This is a genomic window from Geodermatophilus sp. SYSU D00758 (assembly GCF_054049955.1).
This window is the reverse complement of record NZ_JBJGYK010000045.1, coordinates 19,200-34,763: the sequence shown is the minus strand read 5'-3', so window position 1 is coordinate 34,763 and position 15,564 is coordinate 19,200. Positions and strand designations below refer to the sequence as shown.

Sequence of the window (15,564 nt, the reverse complement as noted above, 5' to 3'; positions counted from 1 at the left end):
GCCACGGACGACCCCACCGGACGACCCGCCGAGGAGGACCCGTGACGTCGAGCCCGACCCGCACCCCCGCACCCACCGCAGCCGGGCGCCGCGACCGCGGCGGCGCCCGGGGGCGGCAGGGAGCCGGCCGCGGGCGGGCGAGCGGTGGGGCAGCGGGGTCCCCGTCAGTGGGCGCCGGCGAGCGGGGGCGGGTGGTCCGGCGCCCCGGTGCGGGCCCGCGGGTCGACGGGTGCGTCGGTGGCCTGGCAGGTCGGGCACCAGTAGGTGATCCGCTCCTGCAGGTCGGGGCCCTGGTCGCCGCGCAGGACCGGCGTCCCGCAGCGGTAGCAGGGCCTGTCCTTGCGGCCGTAGACCCAGTGGTCGCGGCCGCGGCGCAGGTCGCCGGTGGTGCTCTGCTCCGGGCGGTCGCGGTTGGCCAGCATCAGCGCCCGGGTGCGCTCGACCAGCCCGGGGAGGTCCGCGACGTCGGCCACCCGCATCCACGGGTGGACGCCGCAGACGAACAACCCCTCGACCTTGTAGAGGTTCCCCGGGCCGCACAGGTTCCGCTGGTCGAGGATCGCGACGCCGACCTGCTCGTCCGGCTGGGAGCGCAGCCGGCGCAGCGCCTCGTCGAGGTCCCAGTCGGGGCCGAGGACGTCGGGGCCGAGGTGCCCGACGACGGTGTCCTCCTGGGTGGTCCGCACCATCGCGACGTCGTGCAGCCGGTAGCCGACGCAGTCCCACCGGTCGGTGGCCAGGATCGCGCGGATGGAGAACGCCGGGCCGCCACGCCACCGGGCGCCCCTCCGGTAGATGTGCCAGCTGCCGTCCATCCGGTAGTGGGTGCGCAGCGTCCAGCCGTCGGTGAACCGGGTGAGCATGTGCTTGCCGCGCGGCACCACCTCCGCGACCGTCCGCCCGGCCAGGTCGGTCGCGGCCAGCCGGGGGACCCGCAGCTCGCCGCGGCGCAGCCGGGCACCCGCGAGCGCGGTGTTCATCCGCTTCGCGGCCAGCCAGACGGTGTCTCCCTCGGGCACGGGGCCAGTGTCCCCCGTGGCCGGCGGGGCAGCGCCGCGAACCGGCGGGCGGAGGACCCCCGCGGCCGGGAGGCGAGCCAGGTCACCCGGTGGGCGGGAAGGGCCGGGCCGGTCGCGGCGCTGGACCCTGCGTGCCCCGACGTCCCGAGCCCAGCACCCCGGCCGGCGCCGTTCCCGGTGCCGTCTCCGGCGCCATCGCCCCCGCCCACGTCGCCGAGGTCGCCGAGCCGGTCACGGTGACCGTGGCCCGCGACGTGCGCCCCGACCAGCGAGCGGCGTTCGAGCAGTGGGCTGCCGACGTCCTCGCGGTGGCCGGCGGCTTCCCCGGCAACCTGGGCACCAGCCTGCTGCGGCCCGGGCCGGGCTCCGACCGGTACCACCTGGTGTACCGCTTCGCCGACGGCGAGTCGTTGGCCCGCTGGGAGCGCTCGCCCGAGCGGCAGGCCGCCCTCGAGCGGGTCGAGCAGCTCGCCGAGGGCGCCGACTACGCCCGCGTGGCGGGCCTGGACAGCTTCTTCACCGCGCTCACCCCGCCGCGGCCGGGCCCGCGCTGGCGTCTCACCCTGCTCACCATCGCCGCGGTCTTCGCCATCACCCTGGCGTTCCAGCTGCTGCTGGGGCCGCTGGTGGGCTCCTGGCCGCTGCCGGCGCGGCTGCTGCTGTCGGCCACGGTCGTCGTCGTCCTGCTCGGTCAGGTCGTCATGCCCCGGCTCACCCGGTGGTTCGCCCCCTGGTTGCGCGGGCGTCGCTGACCCGGCCGGCCGGTGCCGGTACCGCGGCGTAGACACCAGGGTGTGACGGATCCGCACCCGGCAGGCGCCGGCGGGCACCCGCGGGCATCCACCGCCCCCCGCCGGGCCGGGTAGGCCGCCGGTGCTGCAGACGCTGGCGGTGCAGGGTTACCGGTCGCTGCGGGACGTCGTGGTGCCCCTGGGCCGGCTCACGGTGGTCACCGGCGCCAACGGGTCCGGCAAGACCAGCCTCTACCGGGTGCTCCGGCTCCTGGCCGCCGCGGCCCGCGGCGAGGCGGTCGCGGCGCTGGCGGCCGAGGGCGGGTTTGCAGTCGGTGCTCTGGGCCGGCCCCGAGGTGGTCGGTGCGGCGGTGCGCTCCGGCCGCGCGGAGACCACCGGCACGGTGCGCCGCGGCCCGGTCGCCGTGCGGGTCGGGTTGGGCGGGGACGACCTCGGCTACTCCCTCGACCTCGGGCTGCCCCGGCCCGACCTCACCTCGATGTTCACCCGCGACCCGGAGGTCAAGCGCGAGGTCGTCTGGGCCGGGCCGGTGATGCGGCCGGCGGGGCTGCTCGTCGAGCGGCACGGGCCGGCGGTGATGACGCGCGAGGGCCGCCGCTGGGCCGACACCGGCCGGCGCCTGGAGCGGCAGGAGAGCCTGCTGGCGGAGGTCGCCGACCCGGTGGCCGCGCCGGAGGTGCTCACCCTGCGCACCCGGGTCCGGGGCTGGCGCTTCTACGACGCGTTCCGCACCGACCCCGCCGCACCGGCCCGGGCCGCCCGGCCGGGCACGTTCACCCCCGTGGTCGCCGACGACGGCGGGGACCTGGCCTCCGCCCTCCAGACGCTGCGCGAGCTCGGTCACGGCGAGGACCTGGACGCCGCGGTGGACGGCGCCTTCCCGGGCAGTTCGGTGCAGGTCGTCGACGCCGACGGGCTGTTCCGCGTGCGGTTGCGGCAGCCCGGCCTGCTGCGCCCCCTGGACGCCGCCGAGCTCTCCGACGGCACCCTGCGCTTCCTGCTGTGGGCCGCCGCCCTGCTCACCCCGCGCCCGCCGGAGCTGTTCGTCCTCAACGAGCCGGAGACCAGCCTGCACCCCGAGCTGCTGGGCCCCTGGCCGGCATGGTGGCCCGCGCCGCGGCGCGCACCCAGGTCGTGGTGGTGACCCACTCGGCGGTGCTGCGCGAGGCGCTGGCCGCAGCCGTGGCAGGCGGGCCCCAGGACGACGGGATCTCCGAGGGCGGCCACCGGGCGGTGCACCTGCTCAAGGAGCACGGCGAGACGGTCGTCGAGGGTCAGACCCTGCTGGCCCGGCCGAGCTGGCGCTGGCCGGAGCGCTGACGGGACGGGGTGGGTCAGCGCCCCTTCTCGGCAGCGCGCCCCCTCTCGGCAGCGCGAGCCCGCTGGTGCTCGGTGTCCCGGTTCACCTGGAGGCCGGGGGGACGGCTGCCGATGACACACGCAGGAACGGGCAGTCGCCCACCTGCACACCGCACCGAGGAGTCGACGTGACGTACCCGCCCGTGCCCGGCGCCGACCAGCCGCCGCCGACTCCCTCGGGACGACCGACCCCGCCGCAGGGCTGGGGCGCGCCGCCCCAGCCTCCGCAGAACTGGGTGCAGACGGGTCCGCCGCCGGCTCGGCCTCATCCGGGTCACCCGGGCGGCCTCCCCGCCCAGCCCTACGCACTGCCCGCGGCGCAGCCCTTCGGCGGGACGCCCCATCCGGTCCTGCCGATGCCCTACAAGGACGGCACGGCCGCGTGGCTGTTGTGGTTCTTCCTCGGTGGTTTCGGGGCCCACCACTTCTACCTGGGCCGGACGGGGTGGGGAGTGGCCTACGCCATCGGATTCGTCCTCAGCTGGCTGCTGTCCGTCGTCCTGATCGGATTCCTGGGCCTGGCCGCGCTGTTCGTGCTCTGGATCGTCGACGCGGTACGGATGAACCAGCGTCTCGGCCACTACAACGCACAGGCCTTCGCGGCGAACCGGTCCCTCGGTCTGGCCTGATCGGTCCTCCGGCCGGGACGACGGAGACGGCGCTACCTGCGCCGCCGCCTGTCACCCGGTGATCGCGGTGGCCGAGCGTCACCGGCGCGAGGGTCAGCCGCGCAGCCGGAGCCCGCGCGGGGTGGCGGCGAACCCGGCCGCCTGGAGCGCGGCCGACAGCGGCGTCGACTCGTGCACCGACGTGCCGTCGGCCTTCTGCACCACCATCCGGCCCAGCGCGCCGGCGGCGACCGCACCGGACAGCGCGGTGGCCGCCTCCTTGAGCACGGTCTCCTCCTCGGTCCAGGACAGCAGGCTCTTGCCGCCCCGCTCGACGTAGAGCACCAGCTCCCCGTCGACCAGGACCACCAGCGACCCGGCCTTGCGCCCGGCCCGGTGCCCGCTGCCGCTGCGCCGCCCGCTGCCCGACCGCTGCCCGCCGGCGCCCTCACCGACGTCCACCGCGACGTCCACGGCGACCTGCGTGGCGCCCTCCCCGTCGGCCGCGCCACCGCGCTCGGGCCACGGCAGCGCCGCCCCGTAGACGTTGGCCGGGTCCGTGGCGGCCAGCACCACGGCCCCCTGCGGCGGGCGGTCCGGCGAGGCGAACCCGCGCAGCCGGTCCACCGACCCGGGAGTGCCGAACTGGGCGGCGCCGAGCGTCTCGACGAAGTACCCGCGCCGGGCCCGGCCGTTGTCCTCGAAGGCCCGCAGCACCGGGTACACCGCGGAGAACCCGCCGGGCACCTGCTCGGCCATGACCGCGCCGCGGGTCAGCACGCCGTGCCGCTCCAGCAGCGCCTCCGCGCGGGCGGTGGCGCGGCGGGTCGGCTCGGTCTCGCGGTCGGGCAGCCGGGACCAGCGCCCGGCCACCGTGGGCGGCCCGGTGCGGGTCGGCATGGCCGGCCGGCCCACCCGGGCCCGGCCGTACCGGGTGCGGTCCAGCCGAGCGCGGGGCGCGGCGGGCCTGCTGCGGTGCGTGCCGCCGCCGGAGAGCCGGGTCCGCAGCGGCGCCAGGGTGTCGTTGGTGAGCTGCCCGGCCCACACGAGGTCCCAGACCAGGTCGGCCAGCGCCGCGTCGTCGGTCGCGCCCAGCAGGTCCGAGAGCCCGCGGAAGAACAGCGCCTGCCCGCCGGCCAGCAGGTCGAGCACCGGGCCGCCGGCCTCGGGCAGCTCCAGGGGGTCCGGTAGCAGCAGCGGGGCGAGGTCGGCGGGCACCAGGCTCACCCAGCCGTCACCGCCGGGCAGCCCCCCGGCGCCGCACCACAGCACCTCCCCGGCGCTGGTCAGCTCGTCGAGCATCGCCGGTGCGTAGTCGCGCACCCGGGACGGCAGCACGAGCGTCTCCAGGGCGCTGGCCGGGACGAGGGCACCGGCGAGCTGCTCCACGACCGCCAGGACGCCGTCCGGACCGCGCAGCCGGCTGCCGACCGACTGCCAGGACGGCGTGAACCGGGCCAGCGCGTCGACCGGGACGGGCTCCACCTCCTGGCGCAGCCGGGCCAGGCTGCGCCGGCGCACCGACCGCAGCACCTCGGCGTCGCACCACTCCTGGCCGGTGCCGCCGGGCCGGAACTCGCCGGTGACCAGCCGGCCGGTGCCGGTGAGCCGCTGCAGGGTGGCGGTGACCACCGCGACCCCGAGGCCCAGTCGCTGCGCCACCTCGCCGGGGAGGAACGGGCCGTGGGTGCGGGCGTAGCGGCCCACGACGTCGCCCAGCGGGTCGGCCACCGGTTCGGTGAAGACCTCCGGGACCCCGACCGGCAGCGCCGTCCCCAGGGCGTCGCGCAGCCGGCCGGCGTCCTCGATGGCGACGAAGCGTTCCTCACCGGCGAGGCGCACCTGCAGCGCCCGCCGGGAGGCGACCAGCTCGTCGAGCCACTCCCGCGGCACCCCGCGCGCCGCCGCCTCGGCGGGTGCGAGGTCGCCGAGCACGCGCAGCAGGTCCGCGGCACCGTCGACGTCGCGGGGGTGGCGCCCGGGGGGCAGCCGCTGCAGCTCCCGCTCGATCTCGGCCATCGCCTCGGCGTCGAGCAGCTCGCGCAGCTCCGAGCGGCCGAGCAGCTCGGCGAGCAGGCCGGAGTCCAGCGCCAGGGCCTGCGCCCGCCGCTCGGCCAGCGGGGCGTCGCCCTCGTAGAGGTACTGGCCGACGTAGCCGAACAGCAGCGACTGGGCGAACGGCGAGGCGGTCTGGGTCTGGACGTCGGCGACCCGGACCCGGCGGGCCCGCACGTCGCGCATCAGCTCGACCAGACCGGGCACGTCGTAGACGTCCTGCAGCACCTCGCGGGCGGCCTCCAGCGTGATGGGGAAGCCGGGGAACTCGGCGGCCACCGACAGCAGCTGGGCGGCCCGCTGCCGCTGCTGCCACAGCGGGGTGCGCCGGCGCGGGTCGCGGCGGGGCAGCAGCAGGGCGCGCGCGGCGCACTCGCGGAACCGGCTGGCGAACAGCGCGGAGTTGCCGACCTCGGCGGTCACCTCCCGCTCGACGTCGTCCGGATCGAGGACGGCGAGGTCGGCCTCCGGCGGCTCGCCGGTGGTGTCGGGCAACCGCAGGACGATGCCGTCGTCGGAGTGCATGGCGGCCACGTCCACCCCGTAGCGCTCCCGCAGCCGCGCGGCCAGCACCAGCGCCCAGGGCGCGTTGACCTGCGCGCCGAAGGGGGAGTGCACGACCAGCCGCCAGTCGCCCAGCTCGTCGCGGAACCGCTCGACCAGCAGCGTGCGGTCGTCGGGCAGGTGCCCGGTGGCCTGCTTCTGCTCGGCGAGGTAGGCGAGCAGGTTGGCCGCGCCCCACTCGTCCAGGCCCGCCGCCCGCGCCCGCTCCAGCCCGGCCTCGGGCGTCGCCGCCCCCACCTCGCGGAGGAAGGCGCCCAGGGCGCGGCCCAGCTCGAGCGGGCGGCCGGGGGCGTCGCCGTGCCAGAACGGCATCTTCCCGGGCTGGCCGGGCGCGGGGGAGACCAGCACCCGGTCGTGGGTGATCTCCTCGATCCGCCAGGAGGAGGAGCCGAGCAGGAAGACGTCGCCGACCCGGGACTCGTAGACCATCTCCTCGTCGAGCTCGCCGACCCGTCGCCCGCCGGCCCCCTCGCCGCCGACGAGGAAGACGCCGAAGAGCCCGCGGTCGGGGATGGTGCCGCCGCTGGTGACCGCCAGCCGCTGGGCGCCGCCGCGGGCGGTGAGGGTGTCGGTGACGCGGTCCCAGGTCAGCCGGGGCCGCAGCTCGGCGAAGGCGTCGGAGGGGTAGCGGCCGGCCAGCATGTCCAGGACCGCGTGCAGCGCGGAGTCGGGCAGCGCGGCGAACGGCGCCGAGCGGCGCACCAGCGCGGCGACCTCGTCGACGGTGCGCGGCCGCTCGCTGACGATCGCCACCACCTGCTGGGCCAGCACGTCGAGCGGGTTGCGCAGGTAGCGCACCGACTCGATGGCCCCGGCGCGCATCCGCTCGGCGACCAGCGCGCACTGCACCAGGTCGCCGCGGTACTTGGGGAACAGCACCCCGCGGCTGACCGCCCCGACCTGGTGCCCGGCGCGGCCGACCCGCTGCAGCCCCGAGGCGACCGTCGGGGGGGCCTCCACCTGGACCACGAGGTCGACCGCGCCCATGTCGATGCCGAGCTCGAGGGAGGACGTGGCCACCACCGCCGGCAGCCGGCCGGACTTCAGCGCCTCCTCGACCACCGCCCGCTGCTCGCGGGACACCGAGCCGTGGTGGGCCGCGGCCACCGGCGCCACCCCCTCGGGCACCCCGCCGCCGGAACCGGCCTGGGCCATGAGGGCGGCGGCGTTGGTGCCGGGCGGGGCGGTCTCCCCGGTGGCCCGCTCGTAGGCCAGCTCGTTGAGCCGGCTGGTCAGCCGCTCGGCCAGGCGGCGGGAGTTGGCGAACACGATGGTGCTGCGGGAGGCCTGGACCAGGTCCAGCACGCGCTCCTCGACCGCCGGCCAGATCGAGGCGCGCGGCTGCGCGCCGGCCGCCGAGCCCTCGAGCTCGCCGGTGGGCTGGCCGAGCGTGCTCATGTCCTCGACCGGGACGACGACCGAGAGGTCCCACTCCTTGGCCGACCCGGGGGCGACGACCTCCACCGGGCGGCCCCCGGCGAGGAAGGTGGCCACCTCCTCGACCGGGCGCACCGTCGCCGACAGGCCGATCCGCTGGGCCGGCCGCTCCAGCAGCTCGTCGAGCCGGTCGAGGGAGACCGCCAGGTGGGCGCCGCGCTTGGTGTCGGCGACGGCGTGCACCTCGTCGACGACCACCGTCTCCACGCCGCGCAGCGCCTCGCGGGCCGAGCTGGTCAGCATGAGGAACAGCGACTCGGGCGTGGTGATGAGGATGTCGCTCGGTCGGCGCGTGAAGGCGCGGCGCTCGTCGGCCGGGGTGTCGCCGGAGCGGATCGCGACCCGGATGTCGGGCCGCTCCAGCCCGAGCCGCAGGGCGGCCTGGCCGATGCCGGCCAGCGGGGCGCGCAGGTTGCGCTCGACGTCGACCGCCAGCGCCTTGAGGGGGGAGACGTAGAGGACGCGGCAGCGCGCCTGCTCGTCGGCCGGCGGCGGGGACGACGCGAGCCGGTCGAGCGACCACAGGAACGCCGCGAGCGTCTTCCCCGAGCCGGTGGGTGCCACCACCAGCGCGTGCCCGCCGCCGCTGATCGCCCGCCAGGCCCCCTCCTGCGCGGCCGTCGGCTCCGCGAACGCCCCGGTGAACCACGCGCGGGTGGGCTCGGAGAAGCGCTCCAGCGGGCTCGGGCGGGTCGGCACGCCGCCAGTGTCGCCCCGGGGTACGACGTTCCGCCGCGCCACGGGTCCCCCGTCCGGCGGACGGGTCCCGGGAGGTCGGTGCCCTGCGGCACACTCCCGGGTATGCGCCGTTCGCTGTACGAGGCCGAGCACGAGGACTTCCGGGCCGCGGTCCGGGCGTGGGCGGAGAAGACCGTCGTCCCCTTCCACGACAGGTGGGAGGCCGACGGCATCGTGCCCCGCGACGTGTGGACCTCCGCCGGCGCGCAGGGGCTGCTCGGCATGGACCAGGAGGAGCGCTTCGGCGGCGGCGGGGTGCGCGACTTCCGCTACCTCGCGGTGGTCGACGAGGAGCTCATGCGCGTGGGCGCCACCGGGGTGGGGTTCTCGCTGCACAACGACGTCGTCGGCCCCTACCTGCGCGACCTCGGCACCGAGGAGCAGAAGCAGCGCTGGCTGCCGCGGTTCTGCAGCGGCGAGCTGATCACCGCCATCGCCATGACCGAGCCGGCCGCCGGCAGCGACCTGCAGGGCATCCGGACGACGGCCCGCCGGGACGGCGAGGGCTGGGTGCTCGACGGCGCCAAGACCTTCATCACCAACGGCATAAACGCCGACCTCGTCATCGTGGTCGCCCGCACCGACCCCGACGCCCCGGGCGCCAAGGGCACCAGCCTGCTCGTGGTGGAGCGCGACACCCCGGGCTTCACCCGCGGCCGCAACCTCGCCAAGGTGGGCCTCAAGGCCCAGGACACCGCCGAGCTGTTCTTCGACGACGTCCGGGTCCCGGCCGAGAACCTGCTGGGCACCGAGAACCGGGGCTTCGCCCACCTGATGGAGAACCTGCCGCAGGAGCGCCTGTCGATCGCCGTCAGCGCGGTGGCGGCGGCCGAGACGGTGCTCGCGCAGACCGTCGAGTACGTCACCTCCCGCACCGCCTTCGGCCGCCCGGTGGGCAGCTTCCAGAACAGCCGGTTCGTCCTCGCCGAGCTGCAGACCGAGGTCACGGTCGCGCGCACCTTCGTCGACGAGTGCGTCCGGCAGCTCAACGCCGGCGACCTGACCCCGGTGGACGCGGCCATGGCCAAGTACTGGACCACCGAGCTGCAGAACAAGGTCGCCGACCGCTGCCTGCAGCTGCACGGCGGCTACGGCTACATGGACGAGTACCCCGTCTCCAAGGCCTGGCGCGACGCCCGCATCCAGCCCATCTACGGCGGCACCAACGAGATCATGCGGGAGATCATCGGCCGCTCGATGGGGCTGTGAGGGCCGCCGCGTGAGCACCACGACCGCGCCGGACGTCGCCCGGGTCCAGCGCCGCACCCTCGGCGTCCTCGGCGGCGGTGTCGCCCTCGGAGGGCTGGGGGTGACCGTCGGCATCACGGTCGGCGGGTTGCTCGCCCGCGACGTGGCCGGGACCGACACCGCGGCCGGGCTCGGCCAGACCGCCGGGGTGCTGGGTGCCGCCGTCCTGGCCGTCCCGCTGGCCCGGATCAGCGACCGGGCCGGCCGGCGCGCGGGGCTGGCGGCCGGCTACGCGGTCGCCGTCGCCGGGTCCGTGCTCACCGTCGTCGCGGCCGTCGTGTCGTCCCTGACGCTGCTGCTCGTCGGGCTCTTCGCCTTCGGCGCCGCGACCGCCTGCGGGCTCCAGGCCCGCTACGCGGCCGCCGACCTCGCCGAGCCCGCCCACCGCGGCCGGGCGCTGTCCCTGGTGGTCTGGGCCACGACGGTGGGCTCCGTGCTCGGGCCCAACCTGGCCGGTCCGGGCGCCGACCTCGGGGACGCGCTCGGCCTGCCACCGCTGGGCGGCGCCTTCGTCGTCGCGGTGGCCGTGTTCGCCGTCGTGGCCCTGGGGCTGCTCGCCGGGCTGCGGCCGGACCCGCTGCTGCTGGCCCGCCGGCTGCGTGGCGACGGCGCCGCGGCACCGGCCCGCCCGCGCCGGGCGACGACCACCGCGGTCCGCGCGGTGTGGGCCGACCCCGGCGGCCGCCTCGGGCTGACCGCGGTCGTGGTCTCGCACGCGGTCATGGTCGGCGTGATGGTCATGACCCCGGTGCACATGGGGCACGCCGGCGGGGACGAGGGGACGACGCTGCGGGTGATCGGCCTGGTCATCAGCGTCCACGTGGCCGGGATGTACCTGTTCTCGCCGCTGGTCGGCCTGCTCGCCGACCGGGCCGGCCGCCGCGCGACCGTGGCCCTCGCCGCCGTCCTGCTGCTGGCCGCCGCCGCCCTGGCGGGGACCGCCGCCCCCGGTGCGGCCTGGCAGCTCGGTGCGGGCCTGCTGCTGCTCGGGCTCGGCTGGTCCTGCGGCCTGATCGCCGGCTCCACGCTGGTCACCGAGTCGGTGGGGGAGGGGCAGCGCCCGACGGCGCAGGGCGGCACCGACCTGCTCATGGGGCTGGGCGCGGCGCTGGCCGGAGTGGTCGGCGGCCCGCTGCTGGCCCTGGGCGGCTACGGGCTGGTGGCGTCGGTGTCGGCGGCGCTGGTGGCGCCGCTGCTCGTCGTCTGGGCGCGGACGCCGGCTGCGGCTCAGCGGCCCCGGTAGTTGCGCCAGAGCAGCACCAGGGTGACCAGCAGCACCACCGCGATGCCGATCTCCAGGACGAGGTCCCACGTGGCCGAGCCGGTACCGGGGAACATGGCTCCACGGTAACCGCCAGATCGATACCTCACTTCACGGTGAAGCCAGTACACTGATGCCGTGCCGGACGAACGGATCGAGGCCCTAGACCTGGTCCTCGAGCTGGTGGTGCTCCTCGGCGAGGACATGGCCACGGGCCTGGCCCGCGACGGGCTCACCGTGCCGCGCGCCCACCTCCTCTGGGAGGTGCGCCGGCAGGGGCCCTCGACCCAGCGGGTGCTCGCCGCGGCCCTCCGGGTCAGCCCGCGGGCCGTGACCGGCCTGGTGGACGGCCTGGAGGGGGCGGGGCTCGTCGTCCGGGCGCCGCACCCCACCGACCGCCGGGCCACGCTGGTGCAGTTCACCGAACGCGGGCGCTCCCTGGTGGAGGCGATGGAGGCGGGGCAGCAGGACCTGGCCGGTGTCCTCTTCGGCGGGCTGTCCGCCGGGCGCCTGCGGGATCTGACCGGGACGCTCGGCGAGGTCGTCGCGCGGCTGCGCGCCCGGCTGGCCGCGGACGCCGGCGGGGGTGGGCGGTGAGCGCCCGCCCGGCCGGGCCCCTGCGCCGCGCCCTCCGCTACGAGTGGGGGATGTGGCGCAGCCTGACCCGGTGGGTGCTGCGCCGGCGTCCGGCCGGGGACGGCGCGGGCGACCGGTTCGGCTACGCCCAGGTGGTGACGCCGGTGATCTGGACGTTCGTCGGGGTGTCGGCGGTGGAGGTCGTCGCCGTGCACCTGCTCGTACCGTGGCCGGCGGTGCGGGACGCCCTGCTGGTCGTCGGGGTCTACGGCCTGCTCTGGATGGTGGGGATGCTCGCGAGCCTGCGGGTGCACCCTCACCTGGTCGACGAGCGCGGGATCCGGCTGCGGCACGGCGCGACGCTGCTCCTCGACGTCCCGTGGGCAGCCGTCGAGCGGGTCGGGGCCCGGCGGCGCGCCACCGAGGGCGTGCGTGCCCTCCGGGTGACCGAGGAGGCCGCCGGGCGCGTCCTCACCCTGCAGGTCGGCAACCAGACCACGGTGGACCTGGTCCTGCGCCGGCCCCTGCCGCTGCTCGCCGACCGCGGCGACGACCGCCCTGTGGACGTGGTGCGCGTGCACGCCGACGATCCCGCGGCCCTCGTGCGACGGGTGCGCGCGGGGCTGGCCCCGGCCGGCGGGGTGGCGCCGGCGCGCTAGCGTCGCAGTCGTGCGTCTGCAGGAGTTCTGGTCCCGCCTCGACGACCAGTTCGGGCCGGTGCGCGCCCAGAGCGTCGCCCGCGACCAGGTCTTCGCGTCCCTCGGCGGGCGCACCGCCGTCGACGCGCTCGAGGCGGGCCTGCCGGTGCGGAAGGTGTGGCTGGCCGTGTGCGAGGCCTTCGACGTCCCCCGCAAGGACCGCTGAGGCGCCCGGGACGACCGGGGCGGCGCGGACGACCGGGGTACTCCGGAGGGAGTAGCCCGGGGTGTGGGAGGTCCGTCCGGGCGGCGGACGCGGGAGCCGGGTCGGCGCCGCGAGCATCGTCGGCGTGATCGAGATCCGTTCCCTCACCAAGCGCTACGGCGAGCGCACCGCCGTCGACGACCTGACGGTCACCGTCCTGCCCGGCCGCGTGACCGGTTTCCTGGGCCCGAACGGGGCCGGGAAGTCCACCACCATGCGGGTGGTCGTCGGCCTCGACCGGCCGACGTCCGGCAGCGTCCGGGTCAACGGCCGGCGCTACGCCGACCTCCCCGTCCCGCTGCGCGAGGTCGGCGCGCTCCTCGAGGCCCGGGCCGCCCACCCCGGCCGGACCGCGCGGGACCACCTGCGGGTCCTCGCCGCCACCGCGGGGCTACCGCGCCGGCGGGTCGACGAGGCCCTCGGCCTCGCCGGGCTGTCGTCGGTGGCCGACCGGCGCGTCGGGGGCTTCTCGCTCGGGATGGGCCAGCGGCTCGGCGTCGCCACGGCCCTGCTCGGCGACCCGGCCACGGTGGTCCTGGACGAGCCGGTCAACGGGCTGGACCCCGACGGCGTCCTCTGGATCCGCACCCTCGCCCGCGAGCTGGCCGCCGAGGGGCGGACGGTGCTGGTGTCCTCGCACCTCATGGGCGAGGTGGCGGTCACGGCCGATCACCTCGTCGTCCTGGGCCGCGGCCGGCTCGTCGCCGACGAGCCCACCGACTCCTTCCTGCGCCGTGCCGGCGGTGGGTCGGTGCGGGTGCGCAGCCCGCAGGCCGACCGGCTGGCGGCCCTGCTCGCCGGGGACGGCGTCACGCTGACCTCGCCCGAGCGCGGGCTGGTGGAGGTGGCCGGGCTCGACGCCGCCGCGATCGGCGACCGCGCCGCCCGGGCCGGGATCACGCTGCACGAGCTGAGCCCCGTCGCCCCCACGCTCGAGACGGCGTTCATGGACCTGACCCGCGAGGACCGCGAGTACCGGACCGGCCCGGCGGAGGTGGCGGCGTGAGCGCCCTGACGGTGACCCGGACCCCCGGGCGCCCGGCCGGCGGCGGGGCCACCGGCCTGCTCGCCGGCCAGTGGTTGGCCGTCCGGTCGCTGCGGACGACCTGGTGGGTGCTCGGCGGTGCGGCCGCGGCGATGGTCCTGTTCGGGCTGCTGTTCAGCGCCACGGCCGGCAGCGGCGGACCGGGCGGGCAGGGCGGGCCGCCGGGGCTGGACAGCTCCGACCCGGTCGCCCTCAGCCTCGGCGGGTACCGGCCGGCCGCCCTCGCGGTCGGGGTCCTCGGGGTCCTCCTCGTCACCGGTGAGCACACCAGCGGCGCGCTGCGCGTCCTCTTCGCGGCCGTCCCCGCCCGCTGGCCGCTGGTGCTGGCCCGGTCCGCGGTGACCGCGGCCGTGTCGCTCGCGGTCCTCCTGCCCGCCTCGCTGGCCGCACTGCTGGCCGGGCAGGCCGCCCTCGGCGACCGGGGCGTCTCCCTCGGCGATGCCGGTGTCCTGCGTGCGACCGTGGGCACGGCCCTGTACGTGACCGCGATCGGCCTGCTGGGAGCCGCCCTCGGCTGGCTGCTGCGCTCCACGGCCGGTGCGGTGGGCACGCTGTTCGGTGTGGTCTTCCTCCTCCCGGTCCTCGGGGGGCTGCTGCCGTCGAGCTGGGGTCCGGACGTCGTGCGCTGGCTGCCCGGCCAGGCCGGTGCCGGCGTGACCCAGGTGCTCCCCGGACCGGACGGGTTCGCGCCCTGGACGGGGTTCGCGGTCCTGTGCGGCTACGTCGTCCTCCTGCTCGCGGCGGCGGTGGTCGTGGTGCGGCGCCGGGACGCGTGAGGTCCCGCCCGGGCCGCACGGGGGGCAGGATCCCTGTCGTGCGGGCGGTGCTGCGAACCGGTGGACCGGTGCTCGCGGGCTTCGTCCTGAGCCTCGGGCCGATGACCCGCCTCGGCGGCCCGACGGTGGCCGACGTCGCCGTCTCGGCGCTGGCCTGGGCCCCGGCGCTCGCCCGCCGCCGGGCACCGTTCGCGGCGTTCCTCGCCGCGGCCGCGGTAGTGCTCGGGTGGTGGGCCCTCCACGGCTTCGCGTTGCGGGGCCTGCTGCCCGCCGGCGTGGTCGTCTGGTGGCTGCTGGTCGCGGTGGCCGACCGGTGCGGGCCCCGGCGGGTGGCGCTGGCGCTCGGGATCTGCGCGGTCCCGCCGCTGGTGGTGGCCGTGGGCGCGGCGGCGGGCCGGCCGGGGATCGAGGCCCTCGTGCCGTTCGTGACGGTGACGGTCACGGCGGCGGTCGTCGGGCGTGACCGGCGCACCCGCCGGGCCTACCTGCAGGCGCTCGAGGACCGGGCGGCCCGGGCCGAGCGGGAGCGCGACCAGCTGGCCCGCATCGCGGTGGCGGAGGAGCGGGCGCGCATCGCCCGGGACCTGCACGACGTCCTCGCCCACGACGTGTCCGTGATGACCGCGCTCGCCGACGGCGCCGGGTTCGCCCCGGGGACGGAGCAGGCGCGGCGGGCGGTCGCGCAGATCGCGGCCACGGGGCGCCAGGCGCTCGGCGAGATGCACCGGCTGGTCGGCGTCCTGCGGGCCGACGACGAGGACCCCGACCCGGCCGGCGGCCTCGCTCCCGCCCCGGGGCTGGCCGGGCTCGGCGGCCTCGTGGAGCAGGTGCGGGCGGCCGGGCTGCCGGCCACGCTCACGGTCACGGGCGCGCCGGTGCCCCTCGCCGCCGGGGCGCAGCTGGCCGTGTACCGGCTGGTCCAGGAGGCCCTGACCAACACCCTGCGGCACGCCGAGGGCGCCGGGCGGGTGGAGGTCCACCTCGCGTGGGGCGGGGACGCCCTCACGGTGGAGGTCCGCGACGACGGCCGTGGGACGGCGGGCACCGCGGTGCCGGGGCACGGGCTGGTCGGGATGCGCGAGCGTCTCGGCGCCTTCGGCGGCGCCGTGGCGGCCGGTTCCCGCCCCGGTGGCGGGTGGCGGGTGACCGGGATGCTGCCCCTCGCAGCGGCGCGGGCACCCGCCGGGAGGTCACCCGTGGGCGCGACGTGAGCACCACGGTG

General features: G+C 77.4%; 14 protein-coding genes. 12 read left to right on the top strand and 2 right to left on the bottom strand.

The window, feature by feature from the left end:
• Window positions 1-164: 164 nt before the first annotated feature.
• Window positions 165-1,019: a DNA-formamidopyrimidine glycosylase family protein gene (locus tag ACI8AC_RS21830; RefSeq protein ID WP_456899946.1), complete on the bottom strand. Its 855-nt coding sequence runs from the start codon at window positions 1,017-1,019 to the stop codon at window positions 165-167.
• Window positions 1,020-1,150: 131 nt separating this feature from the next.
• Here ACI8AC_RS21830 and ACI8AC_RS21825 point away from each other — a divergent pair, with 131 nt between their 5' ends.
• The 4 genes from ACI8AC_RS21825 to ACI8AC_RS21810 all read left to right on the top strand — a co-directional run bounded on the left by ACI8AC_RS21825 (window position 1,151) and on the right by ACI8AC_RS21810 (window position 3,760).
• Window positions 1,151-1,771 (top strand): antibiotic biosynthesis monooxygenase, encoded by a 621-nt coding sequence (locus tag ACI8AC_RS21825; protein WP_456899945.1) that lies wholly within the window; start codon window positions 1,151-1,153, stop codon window positions 1,769-1,771.
• A 314-nt stretch (window positions 1,772-2,085) separates the two neighbouring features.
• Window positions 2,086-2,916, top strand: coding sequence for an AAA family ATPase (locus ACI8AC_RS21820; RefSeq protein ID WP_456899944.1), 831 nt, complete (start codon window positions 2,086-2,088; stop codon window positions 2,914-2,916).
• Window positions 2,874-3,092 carry a hypothetical protein gene (locus ACI8AC_RS21815; RefSeq protein WP_456899943.1) on the top strand — a complete coding sequence of 73 codons (219 nt, stop codon included), beginning with the start codon at window positions 2,874-2,876 and terminating at the stop codon, window positions 3,090-3,092. The genes ACI8AC_RS21820 and ACI8AC_RS21815 overlap by 43 nt, the downstream gene beginning before the upstream one ends.
• Before the next feature lie 395 nt (window positions 3,093-3,487).
• Entirely contained in the window at window positions 3,488-3,760 is a 273-nt protein-coding gene (locus ACI8AC_RS21810; RefSeq protein ID WP_456899942.1) for a TM2 domain-containing protein, read from the top strand.
• 93 nt (window positions 3,761-3,853) lie between these two features.
• Here the strand turns inward: ACI8AC_RS21810 and ACI8AC_RS21805 are convergent, their stop codons facing one another.
• Window positions 3,854-8,494, bottom strand: coding sequence for an ATP-dependent helicase (locus ACI8AC_RS21805; RefSeq protein WP_456899941.1), 4,641 nt, complete (start codon window positions 8,492-8,494; stop codon window positions 3,854-3,856).
• Between the two features lie 102 nt (window positions 8,495-8,596).
• Here ACI8AC_RS21805 and ACI8AC_RS21800 point away from each other — a divergent pair, with 102 nt between their 5' ends.
• The 8 genes from ACI8AC_RS21800 (at window position 8,597) to ACI8AC_RS21765 (ending at window position 15,553) form a co-directional block, all read left to right on the top strand.
• Complete coding sequence (locus ACI8AC_RS21800) at window positions 8,597-9,742, top strand: acyl-CoA dehydrogenase family protein (protein ID WP_456899940.1); 1,146 nt, start codon at window positions 8,597-8,599, stop codon at window positions 9,740-9,742.
• A 10-nt stretch (window positions 9,743-9,752) separates the two neighbouring features.
• Window positions 9,753-11,024, top strand: coding sequence for an MFS transporter (locus tag ACI8AC_RS21795; RefSeq protein WP_456899939.1), 1,272 nt, complete (start codon window positions 9,753-9,755; stop codon window positions 11,022-11,024).
• Between the two features lie 156 nt (window positions 11,025-11,180).
• On the top strand, window positions 11,181-11,639 hold the full coding sequence (locus tag ACI8AC_RS21790) for a MarR family winged helix-turn-helix transcriptional regulator (RefSeq protein ID WP_456899938.1): 459 nt from the start codon (window positions 11,181-11,183) through the stop codon (window positions 11,637-11,639).
• Window positions 11,636-12,277, top strand: coding sequence for a hypothetical protein (locus ACI8AC_RS21785; RefSeq protein ID WP_456899937.1), 642 nt, complete (start codon window positions 11,636-11,638; stop codon window positions 12,275-12,277). Before ACI8AC_RS21790 ends, ACI8AC_RS21785 begins: the two co-directional genes overlap by 4 nt.
• Window positions 12,278-12,287: 10 nt before the next feature.
• Entirely contained in the window at window positions 12,288-12,482 is a 195-nt protein-coding gene (locus ACI8AC_RS21780) for a DUF3046 domain-containing protein (protein ID WP_456899936.1), read from the top strand.
• A 124-nt stretch (window positions 12,483-12,606) separates the two neighbouring features.
• Complete coding sequence (locus ACI8AC_RS21775; protein ID WP_456899935.1) at window positions 12,607-13,527, top strand: ATP-binding cassette domain-containing protein; 921 nt, start codon at window positions 12,607-12,609, stop codon at window positions 13,525-13,527.
• Window positions 13,524-14,342, top strand: coding sequence for a hypothetical protein (locus ACI8AC_RS21770; protein ID WP_456899934.1), 819 nt, complete (start codon window positions 13,524-13,526; stop codon window positions 14,340-14,342). The genes ACI8AC_RS21775 and ACI8AC_RS21770 overlap by 4 nt, the downstream gene beginning before the upstream one ends.
• 38 nt (window positions 14,343-14,380) lie before the next feature.
• A complete protein-coding gene (locus ACI8AC_RS21765) occupies window positions 14,381-15,553 on the top strand; it encodes a sensor histidine kinase (protein ID WP_456899933.1) in 1,173 nt (390 codons plus the stop codon).
• The last annotated feature ends 11 nt before the right edge of the window (window positions 15,554-15,564 follow it).